The sequence below is a fragment of the Alishewanella sp. HH-ZS genome, assembly GCF_001704375.1.
GTDB classification, from domain to species: Bacteria; Pseudomonadota; Gammaproteobacteria; order Enterobacterales; family Alteromonadaceae; genus Alishewanella; species Alishewanella aestuarii.
Genome location: NZ_LZEJ01000016.1, coordinates 43712 through 62150 on the forward strand (window position 1 = coordinate 43712; position 18439 = coordinate 62150).

Annotated in this window: 15 protein-coding genes; 1 reads left to right on the plus strand and 14 read right to left on the minus strand. The window is 51.5% G+C overall.

The genetic code is table 11. The features are described from left to right. Window positions 1–97: 97 nt before the first annotated feature. Window positions 98–1054, plus strand: a complete 957-nt coding sequence (locus A9165_RS08175) for a GGDEF domain-containing protein (RefSeq protein ID WP_065955561.1) — start codon at window positions 98–100, stop codon at window positions 1052–1054. On the opposite strand, the gene tilS is transcribed toward A9165_RS08175, so the two are convergent. From tilS to uppS, 14 genes are all read right to left on the minus strand, one after another. Then, window positions 981–2384, minus strand: coding sequence for a tRNA lysidine(34) synthetase TilS (gene tilS / locus A9165_RS08180; RefSeq protein ID WP_255365674.1), 1404 nt, complete (start codon window positions 2382–2384; stop codon window positions 981–983). The genes A9165_RS08175 and tilS overlap by 74 nt on opposite strands. Before the next feature lie 10 nt (window positions 2385–2394). Beyond that, window positions 2395–3351 (minus strand): acetyl-CoA carboxylase carboxyl transferase subunit alpha, encoded by a 957-nt coding sequence (gene accA / locus A9165_RS08185; RefSeq protein ID WP_065955539.1) that lies wholly within the window; start codon window positions 3349–3351, stop codon window positions 2395–2397. 18 nt (window positions 3352–3369) lie between these two features. Beyond that, entirely contained in the window at window positions 3370–6870 is a 3501-nt protein-coding gene (gene dnaE, locus A9165_RS08190) for a DNA polymerase III subunit alpha (protein WP_065955540.1), read from the minus strand. After that, complete coding sequence (gene rnhB / locus A9165_RS08195; protein ID WP_065955541.1) at window positions 6870–7472, minus strand: ribonuclease HII; 603 nt, start codon at window positions 7470–7472, stop codon at window positions 6870–6872. The genes dnaE and rnhB overlap by 1 nt, the downstream gene beginning before the upstream one ends. After that, window positions 7469–8620: a lipid-A-disaccharide synthase gene (gene lpxB / locus A9165_RS08200; protein WP_008607410.1), complete on the minus strand. Its 1152-nt coding sequence runs from the start codon at window positions 8618–8620 to the stop codon at window positions 7469–7471. Before lpxB ends, rnhB begins: the two co-directional genes overlap by 4 nt. 144 nt (window positions 8621–8764) lie before the next feature. Then, a complete protein-coding gene (gene lpxA / locus A9165_RS08205) occupies window positions 8765–9535 on the minus strand; it encodes an acyl-ACP--UDP-N-acetylglucosamine O-acyltransferase (protein WP_065955542.1) in 771 nt (256 codons plus the stop codon). A 1-nt stretch (window position 9536) separates the two neighbouring features. Continuing rightward, window positions 9537–9989, minus strand: coding sequence for a 3-hydroxyacyl-ACP dehydratase FabZ (gene fabZ, locus A9165_RS08210; RefSeq protein ID WP_008607408.1), 453 nt, complete (start codon window positions 9987–9989; stop codon window positions 9537–9539). Between the two features lie 2 nt (window positions 9990–9991). Then, window positions 9992–11047 carry a UDP-3-O-(3-hydroxymyristoyl)glucosamine N-acyltransferase gene (lpxD, locus tag A9165_RS08215; RefSeq protein ID WP_065955543.1) on the minus strand — a complete coding sequence of 352 codons (1056 nt, stop codon included), beginning with the start codon at window positions 11045–11047 and terminating at the stop codon, window positions 9992–9994. A 3-nt stretch (window positions 11048–11050) separates the two neighbouring features. Next, on the minus strand, window positions 11051–11569 hold the full coding sequence (locus A9165_RS08220; protein WP_008607406.1) for an OmpH family outer membrane protein: 519 nt from the start codon (window positions 11567–11569) through the stop codon (window positions 11051–11053). Window positions 11570–11587: 18 nt separating this feature from the next. Beyond that, window positions 11588–14080: an outer membrane protein assembly factor BamA gene (gene bamA, locus A9165_RS08225; RefSeq protein ID WP_065955544.1), complete on the minus strand. Its 2493-nt coding sequence runs from the start codon at window positions 14078–14080 to the stop codon at window positions 11588–11590. A gap of 26 nt (window positions 14081–14106) precedes the next feature. Continuing rightward, window positions 14107–15462 (minus strand): sigma E protease regulator RseP, encoded by a 1356-nt coding sequence (gene rseP, locus A9165_RS08230; RefSeq protein WP_065955545.1) that lies wholly within the window; start codon window positions 15460–15462, stop codon window positions 14107–14109. Further along, window positions 15462–16652 carry a 1-deoxy-D-xylulose-5-phosphate reductoisomerase gene (gene ispC, locus A9165_RS08235; protein WP_065955546.1) on the minus strand — a complete coding sequence of 397 codons (1191 nt, stop codon included), beginning with the start codon at window positions 16650–16652 and terminating at the stop codon, window positions 15462–15464. The genes rseP and ispC overlap by 1 nt, the downstream gene beginning before the upstream one ends. Continuing rightward, window positions 16649–17515 carry a phosphatidate cytidylyltransferase gene (locus tag A9165_RS08240; RefSeq protein ID WP_065955547.1) on the minus strand — a complete coding sequence of 289 codons (867 nt, stop codon included), beginning with the start codon at window positions 17513–17515 and terminating at the stop codon, window positions 16649–16651. Before A9165_RS08240 ends, ispC begins: the two co-directional genes overlap by 4 nt. 5 nt (window positions 17516–17520) lie before the next feature. Then, complete coding sequence (uppS, locus tag A9165_RS08245; RefSeq protein WP_065955548.1) at window positions 17521–18291, minus strand: polyprenyl diphosphate synthase; 771 nt, start codon at window positions 18289–18291, stop codon at window positions 17521–17523. Window positions 18292–18439: the final 148 nt, after the last annotated feature.

Genomic DNA, 18439 nt, shown 5'->3' on the forward strand with positions numbered 1-18439 from the left:
TCATTCATTAAAAATACTTCATACATAACAATACGATAAAATTCAGGCACAGTATTTGCTTTATAACAACCAGCAGATTTTTTGGAGTGTTATTGGCATGTGGCAAGAAACCGCAAAAAGCAACTTTAGCGCCGAGTTAAGCACAGATTCCAACTGGCAAGAGCTGACCGATGGTCAGGAGATCAGTCTGATCAGCCAGTTACAAACTACGCTGGATATACAACAGCAGCTGGATATCTTCGCCATGCACGTCAGCCGGGTGCTGCCAATGACAGCAGTGCAATTACAAACCGCTCAAGGTCAGTTTCAAGCCGCTGGCTCAAAAGCGGGCCACCATGACTATCAAAGCGAATTAGTGTTGGAGCACCAGCTACTGGGACAACTGAAATATCAAAGTAACTTTAGTTTTAGTGCTCTAATCCAACGTCAATTATTGCTACTGGAGTCGGAATGGCTGTACGCACTGCGTAATGCCTTATTAGTGAACCGTTTACAACAGATGGCGTTAAAAGATCCTTTAACGACTCTTGGAAATCGTCGATTTTTTGACGACAGCTTTGCCAAAGCGATTCAACTAGCCAAGCGTCATCAGCAACCCTTTGCCCTACTGCTGCTGGATTTAGATAACTTTAAACAAGTTAATGATCTGGCAGGTCATAGCACCGGTGATCAGGTATTACTGGCGGTGGCCGATTGTATGCGTGAGACACTCAGAGCAACTGACAGCCTGTTCCGGTTTGGCGGTGATGAGTTTGCGGTCTTGCTGCAAGACCAGGACGCTGAGCATGCCGAGTTAATCGCCGCCCGCTTACAGCAGCACATTAGTAAACATCCGCTGTTAAAGTTACATCAGGTGGGTTGCAGTATTGGTTTAGCCTGGTTAGGGCCGGAGCAACAAGCCCGGGATCTGTTCCATCTGGCTGATGAGGCACTATATCAGGCGAAAACCAGCGGCAAAGGTAAGGTTGGCGGCGGCACCATTAGTTTTGCTGGCATTCCTCGTCCGGCACGTCCACTGAAGGCTCCGCTTGCCAGTCTGGCTGCTGCCAACTAAGCCAGCCGCTCGCTGCGGTTGCCGCCACGGCACTGGCATAACCAGCCACCAGCTGTACCTTACCTTCAGCCAGCAATATTGGGATCCGGCCGCGTTGCCATGGCGGTACCCGCCATAATTTAAACCATTGCTTCAATGGTTTAGTGCGTTGCCCCAGCGGCTTAAACGGTAAACTCAACTGTCCAAAAACCAGCTGCCAGGCTTTGCCTGTTACCGGTAAGGCGCCGTTACCAGATTGTTGCTGCCAGACTAACTGACCACAACCAACAGGCAATGCCAGCGGCTGCGCTAACAGCAGCTGCGTCTGCCAGTGTAGTAACTCCGGCGCCGATGTCACTCCGGTTAGGTATAAACGCTGTAAAAAGCGCCGAACCTGCCACTGCCCCAGAATTAACAGCGGCTGCGCATCATCTTTAGCGGCAATGACCTGCTGTTTCAGCGTAACCAGCCACTGGCTCGATGGATTAAGGCCAACGCCAGCCAGCCATTTGCGTAACACCAAATCTTGCTGTAATTCAGGCAGCAAAGCCAACTGCTGTAAATCCAGGTAATCCGCCTGCTGACAGCTGGCCAGAGCGATACCGGTGTAATAATCGGTCAGCTGCAAGGCCTGTTGTAAATGTTCGCAGCTGCGGGCTGCGGTGCGGGGCAGCGCAGGCCAGCGCTCAGTCAACGTCGGCACCACCTGCAACCGCAAAAAATTACGGTCAAAATCCGGGTTACTATTGCTCTCGTCTTCGACCCAGCGTAATTGCAGCGCTGTGGCAACTTCCAATAATTGCTGTCGAGGGAAATTCAGCCAGGGCCGCAGCAGCAGCCCTTTCGCAAAAGGGCGACTGGGCGCCATAGCGGCCAAGCCGGCTAAGCCAGCGCCGCGTTTAAGCGCCAGCAGTAGGGTCTCTAACTGATCATTGGCATGATGAGCGGTTAACAGTACAGTTCCCGGCTGCTGCATATAGGTGGCGAGCACCTGGTAGCGGGCGTCACGGGCTTGTTGCTCCAGATCAGCGCGGCCAGCCAGCTTAACCCGATGTAACCGAAAAGCTACCCCTAATTGCTGGCATTGCTGCTGACAAAAAGCCGCCCAGTGATCGGCATTCGCACTTAAACCATGGTGGACATGCACAGCGGTCAACGGCATAGCGGCAGCCTGGCAAAGCGGTGCCAGCAAATGTAATAACAGTTGGGAGTCAAGGCCGCCGCTGTAAGCCAGTGTTAGCTGTTGAGGTGCCAGGCGCTGCAGCAGTTGTTGCAACGCCTGTTGCAGTTCAGATTGCGCCGCAATCACTGCGACAGGCAGTGTTCCGGCTGTGTCTGAAGCTTCAGACAAGGGGCAGACCTTAGCAATAACCGTACGACATCAACCGCTGGTAACGTTTGTCCAGCAACTCTTGTGTACTCAGCTTTTGCAGTTTTTCCAGATCCCGTACCAGTGCGGTTTTTAACGTTGCCGCCATTTGCTCCGGTGAACGATGCGCACCGCCGAGTGGCTCGGCAATCACTTCATCAATCAGCTTCAATTCTTTTAAGCGGCCGGCGGTAATCCCCATCGCCTCGGCAGCCAGAGGGGCTTTCTCCGCACTCTTCCACAGGATAGAAGCACAGCCTTCCGGTGAAATCACCGAATAAGTGCTGTACTGCAGCATATTGACTTTATCACCAACGCCAATCGCTAGCGCACCACCTGACCCCCCCTCGCCGACCACAGTACAGATCACCGGCACTTTCAGGCCAGCCATCACTTTCAGGTTACGGGCGATGGCTTCGGATTGACCGCGCTCTTCAGCACCAATGCCCGGATAAGCACCCGGGGTATCGATAAAGGTGATAATCGGCAACTTAAAGCGCTCAGCCATTTCCATTAAGCGTAAGGCTTTGCGGTAACCTTCAGGGCGGGGCATGCCGAAATTACGGCGGATCTTCTCTTTGGTATCGCGGCCTTTCTGATGGCCAATGACCATCACTGCCTGCTCGCCTAAGCGGGCAGTACCACCGACAATGGCATTGTCGTTAGCAAAGGCGCGGTCACCGCACAGTTCATCAAAATCATTGAACATATGCTCGATATAATCAAAGGTATAAGGGCGGCGCGGATGGCGTGCCAACTGGGCAATTTGCCAGGCTCCTAACTCAGCGAAGATTTTTTTGGTTAGTGTCAGGCTTTTTTCTTTTAGTTTGTTAATCTCTTCTTCTAACCCAAGATCATAATCGCCATTGCGACTGACATTGCGTAATTCGTCTATTTTTGCTTCCAGTTCGGCAATCGGTTGCTCAAACTCTAAATAATTCAGCATCATCGACTATCACTACCTAAATTAGTTAAATTCCAATTCTATTGTCGCCAGCTGCTTAAGCTGATGCAACAAGGCGTCGGCGGGCGTCACCCACCAGGCTGTCCCTAACTGCAGTCTGACCTGCCCTTCCTCGCGCTGATACCAAAGATAAACCGGTACTGTACCGGCACGATACTCCGCCAGCGCGTCTTGTAGCTTTTGCAGATAATTCTGGTCTATCTGCTGCGATTGTACAGTGATATTCAGAGATTTCAGCGATTTTTCGCGCATAGCGGTAATTTCGCTGACATCGCGGCCGGACATTGTAAGGCCACCATTAAAATCATCAAAGCTGACCTGTCCGGTTATAACTAAGATCTGGTCTTTTTGCAGCAAATGTTCAAAGCTTTCCAGCTGTTCCGGGAAAAAGCGTACATCCAGCCGGGCTGACTTATCATCCAGTGTCACAATAGCCCAGCGCCGGCCTTTTTTGTTAATCATCACCCGCACCGACACGACCAGGCCAGCAACCTGAATGCTTTGATCTTTCTTGGTAGGCTGAAGTTCAACCAGCCGGCAGTTCACATAATGCTTGAGCTCATCGCGATAGCGATTGATCGGATGGCCGGTTAAATATAAGCCCAGTGTCTCGCGCTCACCATCCAGCCAAATTTCATCCGGCCACAGCGGTACCAGCTTATAACTACTGCTGCTGGTGTCATTATCTGCTGCTAATAAGCCAAACAGATCGTCCTGTCCCACCGCCTGCGCCTTGGCATGTTGCTCCGCCGCCCGCATCGCCTCTTCCAGATTGGCCATCAAAATAGCCCGCTGCGGACCGGCATGCTGACCTTTAGCCAGTGGCGGACCCAGCCGGTCCATGGCACCGGACAGGATCAGTTTTTCCATCACTCTTTTGTTTAGCCGCTTTAAATCGACCTTGGCGCAGAAATCAAACAGGTCGCTAAAGCTGCCATGCTGATTACGCGCTTCAATAATGGCTTCAATCGGGCCTTCACCGACGCCTTTAATGGCGCCGATACCGTAAACAATATGTCCCTGCTCGTTAACGGTAAACTTGTACTGGCCGGTATTGACATCCGGCGGGATCAGTGTCAGCTGCATCCGCTCACACTCATCCACCAGCGTCACGATCTTGTCGGTATTGTCCATATCAGCCGACATTACGGCGGCCATAAACTCAGCCGGGTAATGCGCTTTCATCCACAGCGTTTGGTAGGAGACCAGTGCATAGGCGGCCGAGTGTGACTTGTTAAAGCCATAACCGGCGAACTTCTCTACTAAATCGAAGATTTTCATCGCCAGCTCGGGATCAATACCGTTTTGTACCGCCCCGTCGCGGAAGGTATCGCGCTGCTTGGCCATTTCTTCCGGCTTTTTCTTACCCATGGCGCGGCGTAATAAGTCGGCACCGCCAAGCGAATAGCCGGACAAGACCTGGGCGATCTGCATTACCTGTTCCTGATACAGGATAATACCGTAGGTCGGTTCCAGAATCGGTTTTAACGACTCATGCTGCCAGGTGGCATCCGGATAGGAGATTTCTTCCCGGCCGCGTTTACGGTCGATAAAGTTATCTACCATGCCCGATTGCAGCGGCCCCGGCCGGAATAATGCCACCAATGCAATCATATCTTCGAAGCAGTCCGGCTGCAGGCGGCGGATCAGATCCTTCATGCCACGCGATTCCAGCTGAAATACGGCGGTGGTATCGGCCCGCATCAGCATCTGATAGCTTTTGCTATCCTGCAGTGGAATGCTGTTAATATCGACCAGCGGCTTGCCTTCCTTGCGCAGCCGGGCATTCGCCATATTCACCGCCCACTGCAAAATGGTCAGAGTGCGCAGGCCAAGGAAGTCGAATTTGACCAGGCCGGCATATTCGACATCGTTTTTATCAAACTGGGTAACCGGGTTCTGGCCATGCTCATCGCAATAAAGCGGCGAGAAATCAGTAATCTTGGTTGGGGCTATCACCACACCACCAGCATGCTTACCGGCATTGCGGGTTACGCCTTCCAGCCGGCGCGCCATATCAATCAGATCGCGGACTTCTTCATCCGAGTCATACAGCTCGGGCAGGCGTGGCTCTTCTTTAAAGGCTTGCTCCAGCGTCATGCCGGGCGTTGGTGGAATTAATTTTGAAATGCGATCGACAAAGCCATAAGGATGGCCCAGTACCCGGCCAACATCGCGGATCACCGCCTTGGCGGCCATGGTACCGAACGTAATAATCTGTGATACCGCTTCGCGGCCATACAGCTCGGCGACGTGATCGATCACCTCATCGCGGCGATCCATACAGAAGTCGACGTCGAAGTCCGGCATCGACACCCGCTCAGGGTTTAGAAAGCGTTCGAATAGCAGGTCAAACTCGAGCGGATCCAAATCTGTGATCTTTAGCGCATAAGCCACCAGCGAGCCGGCACCGGAACCCCGGCCCGGACCTACCGGAATGTCATTATCCTTACTCCACTGAATAAACTCCATTACCACCAGGAAGTAGCCGGGAAAGCCCATCTGGTTAATCACATCGAGTTCAATCTGCAGCCGCTCGTCATATTCGCCGCGCCGCGCCGCTCTGATCTGCTCATCCGGAAACAGCTGTAATAAGCGCTGCTCCAGACCCTCACGTGATTTCAGTACCAGATAATCAGCATCGGACAAACCGCCAGTTGGAAAGGCCGGCAGGAAGTATTCGCCAAGCCGGATGGTAACATTACAGCGTTTGGCAATTTCCACGCTGTTCTCCAGCGCCTCCGGCAGATCGGCAAACAGCTCGGCCATCTCCTCGCTGCTACGCAGATATTGTTCTGCGGAGTAATTTTTTGGCCGGCGCTTATCATCCAGCGTAAAACCATCATGAATAGCCACCCGGATCTCATGGGCGGCAAAGTCTTCCGGCTTTAAAAATACGACTTCATTGGTCGCCACCACCGGTAACTGCTCAGTCTCGGCCAGTAGCACCGCCTTTTGTAAATACCGCTCTTCATCCGGGCGATTAGTGCGTATCAGCTCCAGATAGAACCGCTCTGCAAAATACTGCTGATAAAAATCCACCAGCGCTCTGACACTGTGCGGATTTTCTTTTAGTAAGGCTTTGCCCAGCGGGCCATCTTTGCCACCGGATAATACAATAATGCCGCTGCTGTGCTCGGCCAGCCAGTCATGCTCCAGCTGTGGCTTGCCATCGACATGGCCACGCAAATAAGCTTTAGATATCAGCTGGGTTAAATTCTGATAACCAGCATTGTCCGCTGCTAATAGCAGCAACCGGCTGCTTTCACCCGGGAACAGCGGATGTAGCACCCAGCAATCGACGCCGATAATCGGTTTGATGCCTGCTTCATGCGCGGTACTGTAAAAACGCACCAAGCCACAGAAGTTCATCTGATCGGTCAGCGCCAAGGCAGGCATACCCTGCGCTGCCGCAGCTTTGATAATAGGTTTCGTTTTGGCCAGGCCATCGACCATTGAAAAGTCGCTATGCACCCGTAAATGGATAAAACGCGGTTCACTCATCAGCGACTGGCCTCCAGCTGCTCAGCGATCAGCCGCACCGGTTTAAAGCTGCGCCGGTGCGCCGGCAAAATGCCGTGTTCGCTAATGGCTTGCAGGTGTGCCGCAGTTGGATAACCTTTATGGGCGGCAAAACCAAACTGTGGGTACAGCTGATCCAAGTCGGCCATTTCCTGGTCGCGCGCTACCTTGGCCAGAATCGAGGCGGCACTGATTTCCGCTACCAGACTATCACCTTTGACGACGGCACTGGACGGCATCGCAAGCGCCGGACAACGGTTACCATCAATCAGCACCCACTGTGGCTGGATCGCCAAAGCGGCCACTGCGCGCTGCATCGCCAGCATGGTGGCATGCAGGATATTTAGCTGGTCAATTTCCACCGGCTCGGCCCGGCCCAGCGCCCAGCACAGCGCCTTGGCTTTAATTTCTTCAGCGAGCAGCTGACGCTTTTTCTCGGTCAGTTTTTTTGAGTCATTTAATCCCAGGATCGGCTGCGCCGGATCCAGAATCACTGCTGCCGTTACCACAGCACCAATTAGAGGGCCGCGCCCTACTTCATCGACACCAGCGATTAACTTAACGTCGGGCCTTTGATAACTCATGGCGCCATCACCTCAGCGATGGTTGCGGCGGCAACCTGACTGGCATTCTGACGCAATACCTGATGTAAGCTCTGATATTCGGCCAGCAATGCCTCTGGTGCACCCGCGACCAGCGGTTGCATCGCCTGCAGCAAGGCCGGTACTGTTAAGGCATCCTGTAGCAGTTCAGTCACCAGCTCACGTCCAGCCAGTAAATTTGGCAGGCTGACATGCTGCAGTTTCACCAGTCGCTTGGCGATCTGATAGGTTAGCCAGTTGGTGCGGTAGCCTACGACCATCGCGCATTTTGCTAACATGGCTTCTAAAGTCGCGGTGCCGGAAGCAATAAAGGTGCTGTCTGCGGCCAGTAATACCTGCCGCGCCTGGCCGGTAAATTCGCTGATCTCAAGCTCAGGCGCCACCTGCGCTTTAATACTTTGCCAAAGCGCCGCTTTTTCGGCGGTGACCATATTGGTCACCAGCTGTAACTGTGGATTTTGCTGTTGCAGCGACGCTGCAGCTTTTAGAAAATCCGGCGCCAGCAGTTTGATTTCATTAGTCCGGCTGCCTGGCATAATCGCCAGCACTGGCCTTAACGGATCTAGTCCCAATTCGGCTTTGGCCGTGGTTTTATCTACCGTTAGCGGCATGCTGTCAGCAAGGGTATGGCCGACAAAGGTACAAGGCACCTGATAGCGGTCGTAAAAGGCTTTTTCAAAGGGTAATAGCGATAACACCATATTGGTGGCTTTGGCAATTTTAAAAATCCGTTTATGGCGCCAGGCCCAGACCGAAGGGCTGACATAATGCACGGTTTTAATGCCTTGTTGCTTTAATGCCAACTCGACCGGCAGATTAAAGTCCGGTGCATCGATACCTATAAATACTGCGGGTTGCTCAGCCAGAATAGCGGCTGTGATGTCTTTCTTAATTTGCAGCAAGCGTCTGAGCCGGCCCAATACTTCGACCAACCCCATCACCGCCAGCTCTTCCATTTCGAACAAGGCCCGAAAGCCGAGTGCCTGCATCCGCGGGCCGCCAATACCAAAAAACTCTGCATCCGGGTAGCGCTGTTTTAGCGCTGTAATCAAATCGGCACCGAGAATATCTCCGGAATGCTCACCGGCAATCAGCGCAATTTTTAACGGGGGTGTCTGTTGAACCATCATCCGGCGGTCTTTTCCTGAGTTCTGTGCTAAGCGTCACGCTATTATTCTTAGAAAGGTTTGCTATCTTAACGGCTAGTGACGGCGAGTTAAACCTTCAAATAAAAAACGCGCCATTAAAGCGCGCTTTCTAAGCTACAGTAAGCGTTAACGCACAATACCACGGCTGGCATTGGCAATAAAATCGGTAAAGACTTTTAGCTCTGGGAACTCTGCCGCTTTATCCGCTAAGGCAGCTAAAGCTTCAGGTACCGTCTGGCCTTTACGATAGACTTCTTTATAGGCCCGGCGCAGTTCTAACAGCACTTCAGCGCTAAAACCGCGGCGCTTTAAGCCCTCAGTATTCATACCCGCCGGTACGCAAGGTGAACCATGCACCATCAGGTAAGGCGGCACATCTTTTAATACAATAGAGCCACCACCGCAGAAACTGTGGGCACCGATATGCACAAACTGATGCACGCCGGTCATGCCACCTAAGATCGCCCAATCACCAATATGCACATGACCGGCCGCCTGCGCGCCACTGGCAAAAATAACATGACTGCCAATCACACAGTCATGCGCGACATGGGTGGTATTCATAAACAGGTTATGGCTTCCGATGATGGTCTGGCCTTTATCCTGCACTGTACCGCGGTGCACCGAACAGCCCTCACGGAATACGTTATAGTCGCCAATCACTAACTCCGTTGGCTCACCCTTATATTTTTTATCCTGACAGGCTTCACCAATACTGGCAAATTGATAAAAGTGATTACCTTTACCAATCTTTGACGGTCCTTTGATGGCGACATGCGATTCTAATACACAGTCATCACCCAGTTCGACATCATGGCCGACATAACAAAAGGGCCCGATCTTTACGTTCTGACCAATTTTAGCGCTTGCTTCAATTACCGCGGTAGCATGGATCACGTTACATCTCTCTTCTGGCACACATCAGTTCAGCGCAGCACACTACCTGGCCGTCGACCTTGGCTTCGCCATAGAATTTCCACATGTTCCGCCGCTCCTTCAGGAACTTCACTTCCAGGATCATGGTATCACCTGGTACTACCGGCTTTTTAAAGCGCGCTTCATCAATGGCCGCAAACAAATACAGCTCGTTGTCGCTACGCTCTGTGACGGTTTTAAAACCCAGAATACCGGTAGCTTGCGCCAGGGCTTCCAGAATCAGTACGCCCGGGAAAATTGGCATCCCCGGGAAATGCCCGGTAAATACCGGCTCATTCATGGTGACATTTTTCACCGCGGTCAGACTTTCACCCGGCGTATAATCCAGCACTTTATCAATTAACAAAAACGGATAACGATGCGGCAACAATGCCATAATTTCCTGAATATCCAGGCTATTAAGTTGATTAGCCAAAATTAATCCTCTGTGGCAGCAGGGGTGTCTTCACCACTGGCTGCAAATTGTTTTTCTAGTTGTTTAACCCGCTGATACAGCTGATCAATCTGCCGTAATTTCGCCGTGTTACGACGCCATTCGGCATTGGTCGTGGCTGGTAAACCTGAAGTATAGACGCCTTTTTCTGTTACCGGTTTCATTAACATCGCCATACCGGAAACCTGGGCACCATCACAAATTTCAATATGACCGTTAATGACGGCAGCGCCGCCTATTATACAGTATCGGCCGATAGTAGTACTGCCGGCAACAGTGGTACAACCAGCGATAGCTGTATGGTCACCAATCTTCACGTTATGGGCAATTTGGCAGAGGTTATCGATAATCACATTATTGCCAATTAGCGTATCTTCAATAGCGCCACGGTCGATACAGGTGTTGGCGCCAATTTCACAATCATCACCGATCCGAACCGAACCGGTCTGTGGAATTTTTAGCCAGCGGCCACGTTCATTGGCAAAACCAAAGCCATCGGCACCGATCACGGCACCACTTTGGATCACGCAACGCTGGCCAATCTTAACACGATGATAGATAGCAACATTGGCCCACACTTTGGTCGCGGCACCAATCTCGGCCCCTTCACCGATAAAGCAACCGGCACCAATCTGCGCACCGGCACCAATGACCGCCTGTGCTGAGATCACGGCCTTGGCACCGATGGCGGCATCAGCAGCAATGTGGGCACTGGGGTCGATAACGGCCGTCGGGTGAATACCTGTTTGCGCGCTGGCCGGCGTGGTATCCAATAACTGCGCCGCCTTAGCAAAGGCAACGTACGGATCGGCAACCACTAACACATTAACGCCAGGCGCAACAAAGGGCACATCGTCGGCTTTTATCAAAACCGCAGTGGCATTGGTTTCGGACAGAAAAGGACGATACTTACTATTTGACAGAAAACTGAGTTCACCTGCTGCGGCATTTTCCAGGGACGCAACAGCAGAAACGCCGCAAGCGGCGTTTCCAATCAGCTCTGCGTTCAGCTTTTCAGCTAAGACAGATAATAAAATCACAGTTTAGTTCGCTCTGCCAACCTGCTGAATAACTTTTTCAGACAGGTCATATTCTGGTTTCGCATACACCGCAGCATTGGCGTTTAATACCACATCGAATTTCTCGCGCTCAGCGACAGCATCAATAGCGGTTTTGATCAGACCCAGAATACGATTGCGCTCTTCGTTCTGACGCTGACGAATTTGCTCATCCAATGGGCGGGCCAGTTCTTCGTATTGCTGACGCTGCTTGTTGATAGCTTCTGCCAGTTCTTGCTGTTGCTTTTCGCTCATGGTTGGGCCGTCACGACGCGCCTTTTCCATATTGAAATTGATATCACGTTCCAGCTTGTTAACTTGTTCAATCCGCGCGGCGAATTCAGTGCGGATAGTTTCCTGTACTTGCTGTGATTGCGGGATGCTGGCGGCAACCGCCTGTACATCAACGAAACCGATTTTTACTTCTTTTGCTTGCAGGCTGCCAGCAGCTAACATTGTCGCGACTACGAAGACTGCAGACTTAAATAAATTACTGTTAAACATCTTGATTCCCGTCATGTTTTAGAATGTTGTACCGATATTGAAACTAAAGTTTTCTTGTAAATCGCCTTCGTACTTTTTGATGATCTTCGCCAGGCTGAAGGTGAGAGGGCCCATTGGCGAAATCCATTGTACCGAAACCCCCGCCGTGGCGCGGATCAGACTAGGATCAGAATAATCCACAAGCAAAGGCTCACGGCTGTTTTCACTACGCAACTGTACCAAATTGGCATAGCGATTAATATCAAATTCTGTATCCCAGACATTACCAGCGTCGATGAAAATACTGGTACGTACTGAATTGCGATTTTCCTCTTTCAAAAATGGCGTCGGCGTAATTAACTCCAGTGTTAACATCGCCATCGCATTGCCACCAATTGACCGGGTCGACACATTATAAGTGTCGTTTTGCGGATCAGTTGGGAAGCTGCTGCCACCACCAATAGGATCCGGTACCCCAGGTACAAAGGTTGCGGAGCGGAAAATAGCTCGCGGACCGATAATCCGGCTTTCAAAGCCACGGATATTCTGACCACCACCGTAGAAATTCTCAGTAAATGGCAGCGTGAAGTCATAGCCATTCTTGCTACCATAGCCCTGACCATAACCCAGTTCTAACTTGGTACGGAAAGACCATTGGTGATCACGACTTAGCGGAATATATTGCTGCGCTTCGAACATGGTTTTGTAGTACTGCAGATCCGAGTTCGGCGTCGTCGCACGCAACGTCAGATTTACCATGCGTCCTGAGGTAGGGAACAAGCCCCGGTTCAGCGTACTATGTAACCAGCCAGCGCTTAGCTCATAGTTAGTGAAGTTATAACCGCCATCCGGATTGCGCGCATCCAGCAATACCGCACGGAAATGCCGTAACTGATCGTACTCGTTAATCGAGTTAATCTTGTTTACCGAGACATTACCGCCAAAATTTAAACGGTTATATTCATTGATCGGATAACCAATATTGGCACCAACGCCGTAACGACGCTGATTATAGGCTTCGAGGTTAGACGAGGCACGGGTGTAGTCCACATCAGAATAGAATAACTGGCCACCCAGGCTGACACCATCCAGCGTAAAATACGGGTCGGTAAAAGATAAACTGACACCCTTCTGGTATTTGTTAGTGCTTAAACTAATACCAGCAGCATTACCCGAACCAAAGAAGTTGTTTTGCTCCACACCGATCTGGAACGACAACCCCTGGAAACTACCGTAAGAGATACCGGCATTAAAACTACCTGATGGCTGTTCTTTAATGGTAAAGCCGATATCGACTAAGTCATCAACACCGGGGACCGGAGTGGTGGCAAAATCCACTTTTTCGATATACATCAGGCGTTGGATCCGCTCTTTTGATAACTCCAGCGCATCATTTGATAACCAGGCACCTTCCATCTGCCGCAGTTCACGGCGAATAACTTCATCTTTAGTGCTGGCGTTACCTTTAACATCGATCCGTCTGACATAGACCCGCTTGCCCGGATCGACACTGATGGTCAAGGCGACTTCTTTGGTATCGTCATTGATATTCGGGATCGTACGGACCCGCGAATTCGCATAACCAAAGCGCGCCAGTACCCGGGCAATATTCTCTTCAGTAAAGGTCACCAAGGCACCGTTATACAGTTGGCCTTTTTGTAACGGCACTATGGCGCGGATAATTTCTTCCTGACCAATCAAATCACCGACAAAGTTAATATCGCTGATATTGTACTGCTCGCCTTCGGTAACGTTGAGTGTGACATAGACTGAGGTTTTATCGGGGCTGACAGCGACCTGAGACGACTCGACGCCAAAACGCAGATAACCACGATCCAGGTAGTAGCTGTTAATTTTTTCGATATCGCCCTGCAGCGTTTGTTTTTGATAGCGGTCGGAAGTCCAGAACCGCCACCACGGCATATCCTGCTTCGATTCAACAACGCTTAACAACTCTTCATTACTGAAAATATTGTTACCGACGATATTAATCTGCCGTACTGAGGCCGCATCACCTTCTTCAAACTCGAAAGTCAGATTTACCCGGTTTCGCGGCAGGTAATTCACCTTAACTTCAACCTTGGCCTGATACTTACCGACGCCATGGTAAAACTCGGTTAAACCATTCTCGATATTACGCAGAATCGTCTTATCCAGTGGCTCACCCACTATGATACGGTTGCCGGTTAAGCTTTCTGTTAGCTGTTCATCCTTAATATCTTTGTTCCCTTTGAACTCGATATTATTGATAGTAGGCCGTTCACGCAGACGGTAAATGACGGTGTTACCATCACGAAATACCCGGATATCATCAAAGTGACCCGCACTGTAAAGCGTGCGGATACTACGGGACAGGGTATAGTCGCTAACGGTGTCACCGATGGTAAAAGGCAAATTATTTAGCGCCGCACCCAAGGCAACGCGTTGCAGACCTTCGACCTGAATGTCCTGTACCGTAAAAGATTCTTCAGCAAACACTGAGTGGCTGCCTGTAGCAAGCAAGATCGCAGCTACTAATCGCTTAATTGTCATTATTTGAACTACTTATGATTAGTTTATTACAAACGAGAAATATCGTTGAGCAGCGCAATTCCCATTAACATCAGCAGGACTAAAGCACCGAAGCGAAAACCTATTTCCTGCGCTCTCTCAGAGACAGGTTTACCGCGTATTAGTTCCACCACAAGATACATTAAATGGCCGCCATCCAAAATAGGCAGCGGCAATAAATTGATAACCGCCAGGTTGACACTGATCAGTGCCATAAAGGACAGGAAAGCAATTAAACCGATACTGGCCGTAGTGCCCGCCCCCTGCGCTATTGAAATAGGACCGCTCAGATGCTTCACCGACACATCGCCGGTAAGCAGCTTACCAATCATCGCAAAGCTTAGGCGCGTCAACTGCCAGGTTTGAGCAACGCCTTCGCCAATAGCAGCCAGTATGCCATAACGTTGGGTATAGAGCAGCCCCTCAGGCCAGGGCGATACCTGAGGCACGACCCCTAACAAACCCTGACTAAAGCCATCTGCCGCTGTGGTTAACTGCGGTACCGCCCGCAGTTCCAACAGCTCGCCGGCACGGCTGATCTGTAACACTAACTCGCGCTCCGCGCTATTGCGGATCCGTTGCTCCAGCTGCGACCATTCGCTAATGGTCTCACCATCAATAGCCAATACTGTATCGCCAGCCTGCAGACCGGCGCGCTCGGCGGCAGAATCAGGTGCGATCTGCGCCAGCGTTGTTGTCGCCTCCGGCAACAGCATCTTTAAGCCAAGACTTTGAAACACCGATTGTTGGTCAGGGTTAAATTGCCAGTTGCGGGTATCTAATACCAGTTCGCGCTCAGCCAGCGTCTGGCGCTGCTGCAGTTGCAAGCGGATTTGCGGCCGCCCCAACTGCTCAACCAGTAACAGATTGGCGCTGCGGATATCCCGTACTGGCCGGCCATTAATCGCCAGGATTTGTTCATCCGGCCGCACCCCGGCCTGATAAGCGATAGACTGCGGCGCTGCGCCTGCCAATACCGGTTTCACTTCCGGTACGCCAATCAGATACATCAACCACAACAGAAAGATCGCAAAAATAAAGTTAGCGCCTGGTCCGGCAGCGATAATCGCCATCCGTTGCCGCACTGTCTTATGATTAAACGCCAGATCCCGAAATTGCGGCAATACCGGATCAATCCGCTCGTCCAGCATCCGCACATAGCCGCCCAGCGGAATAGCCGCTATCACAAATTCAGTACCCTGACGATCGCGCCAGCTAAATAACGCCTTGCCAAAACCAATCGAAAACCGCTTTACCAGTACACCGTTTTTGCGTGCCACCCAAAAATGACCGAACTCATGTACGGTAACCAATACACCGAGGGCAACGACAAAACTGAGCAGGTTCCACAACAACGCAGACATCAGAACTTTCCTATTAGCGCACGGGCAAAGGCACGGCTTTGTTGATCAACCTCCAATATAGCATCCAGACACTGCGCGTCATAGTGCGCAAATTCTGTCAGACAGCGCTGGTTAACCTCACTAATGCGGTTAAAGGCCAACTGTCCCTGTAAGAAAGCCGCTACCGCTTCTTCATTGGCGGCATTGAGCGCTGTGGTCGCCCCCTGTCCGGCTGCACAGGCATCGATTGCGAGATAAAGATTGGGATAACGCGCCGGCTCGGGTTCGGTAAAGGTAAAGGCCGCCAACTTACTAAAGTCCAGTGCTGGAACCGGACTACTGATCCGCTGTGGGTAGGCCAGAGCATGCGCGATAGGAGTGCGCATATCCGGTTGTCCCAGCTGCGCCAGCACTGAACCGTCACTGTACTGCACCATAGAGTGAATAATGCTTTGCGGGTGGATCACCACCTGGATATCTTGCGGCGCACAGTTGAATAACCAGCGCGCTTCAATAAACTCCAGCCCCTTATTCATCATGGTGGCACTATCAACCGAAATCTTCTGGCCCATACTCCAGTTCGGATGCGCTACCGCTTCCGCCGGCGTAATAGCGGCGAAACTGTCCAACGGCCGGGTTAAAAAAGGGCCGCCACTGCCGGTAAGCAGCAAACGGCTAATACCATGCTCAGCTAACTGACCCTGGCTGGCCGCTTGTTGCAGTGCCGGAGGTAAGCATTGAAAAATCGCATTATGTTCGCTGTCAATTGGCAGCAAGGTTGCGCCATGCTGCGCCACCTTGGCCATAAAGAGGCCACCGCTCATCACCAGCGCTTCTTTATTGGCCAGCAAAACCTTTTTGCCGGCTTCAACTGCCGCCAGGGTTGGAAGCAAGCCGGCCGCACCGACAATAGCGGCCATCACGATATCCGCGTCCGGATGCGCCGCCAGTGCCGTTAAACCGGCAGTACCCGATAACACTTCTGTTGTCAGCCCGGCTTGTTGCAAGCGGAATTTTAGCTCAGCTGCAGCCTGGTCATCCTGCATCGCCGCAAAACGCGGTTTTACTGCCAGACACTGCTCGAATAGCTTATCGACTGCGGTCGCCGCCGTCAGAGCCAGCACCTGAAATTTATCCGGGTGTGCCGCGACTACCGATAAGGTACTGCAGCCGATAGAGCCGGTTGCGCCCAGAATCACCAACTGCTTCATAAAAATTGGTTACCCAGAAACGCCAGCAATAACGCATAAAGTGGTGCTGTGGCGGTTAAGCTGTCGATACGATCCAAAATTCCACCGTGTCCCGGTAAAAAAGCACCGCTGTCCTTTTTACCCGCCACCCGTTTAAACATACTCTCACTCAGATCGCCAAATACCGACAATACCGTTAGCGCTATAGCAGCCAGATACCAGTGCCAGCTTACGCCTGGCCAGTCACGCCAGACCAGTAACGCCGTCAGCACCAAGAGTACAAAACCAAGACCGCCAAGCATACCTTCCAGCGTTTTACCGGGGCTGACTTTAGGCAACAACTTAGTTTTACCAAAGGGCTTACCGACAAGATAGCCACCGATATCGGCGGCCCATACCAGGCCCAGTAACGCGAAAATCAACCAGGCACCATAGAAAGAGGACTGCTCGTAACCAAGACCGCGGATATATAACAATGCAGCCCAAGCCGGCAACAAGGTACACCAGCCCATTAGCGCGCGACGCCAATCACTGCTGGCCCACAGCCGCTGACTAGCCGGAAAGGTTAATACCAGCACAATCGCCAGTAACCACCAGGCGGCACCAAGCATTAAAATTGAAAATAACGGCAGGTTATGTAGCACCAGTTGGTTGGGACCAAGTGGCGTTACGGCATAAAACAAGGCCATTAGCGCGGCGGTTAATACCACATACAGTGCCCGGCTACGCTTATTAGTCAGGCCACAAAAACCACTCCATTCCCAAGCACCGAGTAAAAAGGCTGCAGACAACACGGCAGCAAATAAATACAGGGGCAGATAAAATACCGCTGCCAGCGCCAGTGGCGCCAGGATCAGGGCTGTTATCAGACGTTGTTTAAACAATATGCTTATCCTTTATTATTATTGATAGCGGCAAGCTCACGGATCTGGGCACCAGTACAGCCAAAGCGGCGCTCCCGGTTGATATAGGCGGCAATGGCTTCAGAGAATACCTGCTGATCAAAATCCGGCCATAAGGTTTCGGTAAACCACAGCTCCGCATAAGCGGCCTGCCACAGCAAAAAGTTACTGATGCGTAAATCGCCACCGGTACGGATCAACAGATCCAGCTCCGGTTGCTCCGCCATTTGCATCTGGCTACCCAGTAGCTGCTCATTAATTTGCGCTGGCTGCAAAGTGCCGCTTTGTACCTGCTCCGCCAATTTTCGGCTGGCTGCGACGATATCCCAGCGCCCACCATAATTAGCCGCAATATTCAGCGTCATGGCGGTATTTGCCGCCGTCAACTGCTCTGCCTTGCGGATACTTTGTACCAGCTTATCGCTAAATGCCGATAAATCACCAATTATTTTTAACCGGATATTATGCTTGTGCAGGGCTTTGACTTCTTTCTGCAACACCATTAAAAACAGCTGCATCAGCGTACTGACTTCATCTTCCGGCCGCCGCCAGTTTTCACTGCTAAAAGCAAATAACGTCAGCGACTGGATGCCCAACTCACGGCAAAAACTAACACTACGCCGCACCGCTTCCACACCTTTTTTATGGCCCCAGACCCGCGGCTTACCTTGCCGCTCGGCCCAGCGTCCATTGCCATCCATGATAATTGCCACATGTTGCGGCAAGCTGTGCTGTCTTAGCTGGGTTACTCCAGTCATCCGTAAAACCTGTGTAAGAATAGTGCCATAAACCGCTTAGTCAGCTGTTCCCGTTGCAGAGTTCAGCTTGCGCTTAACAAAAAGCGCCGCGAAGTAAAACTGGCACGGCGCTTTTTTAAGTATTCAACCGAACAGTAGCAACAGAAGT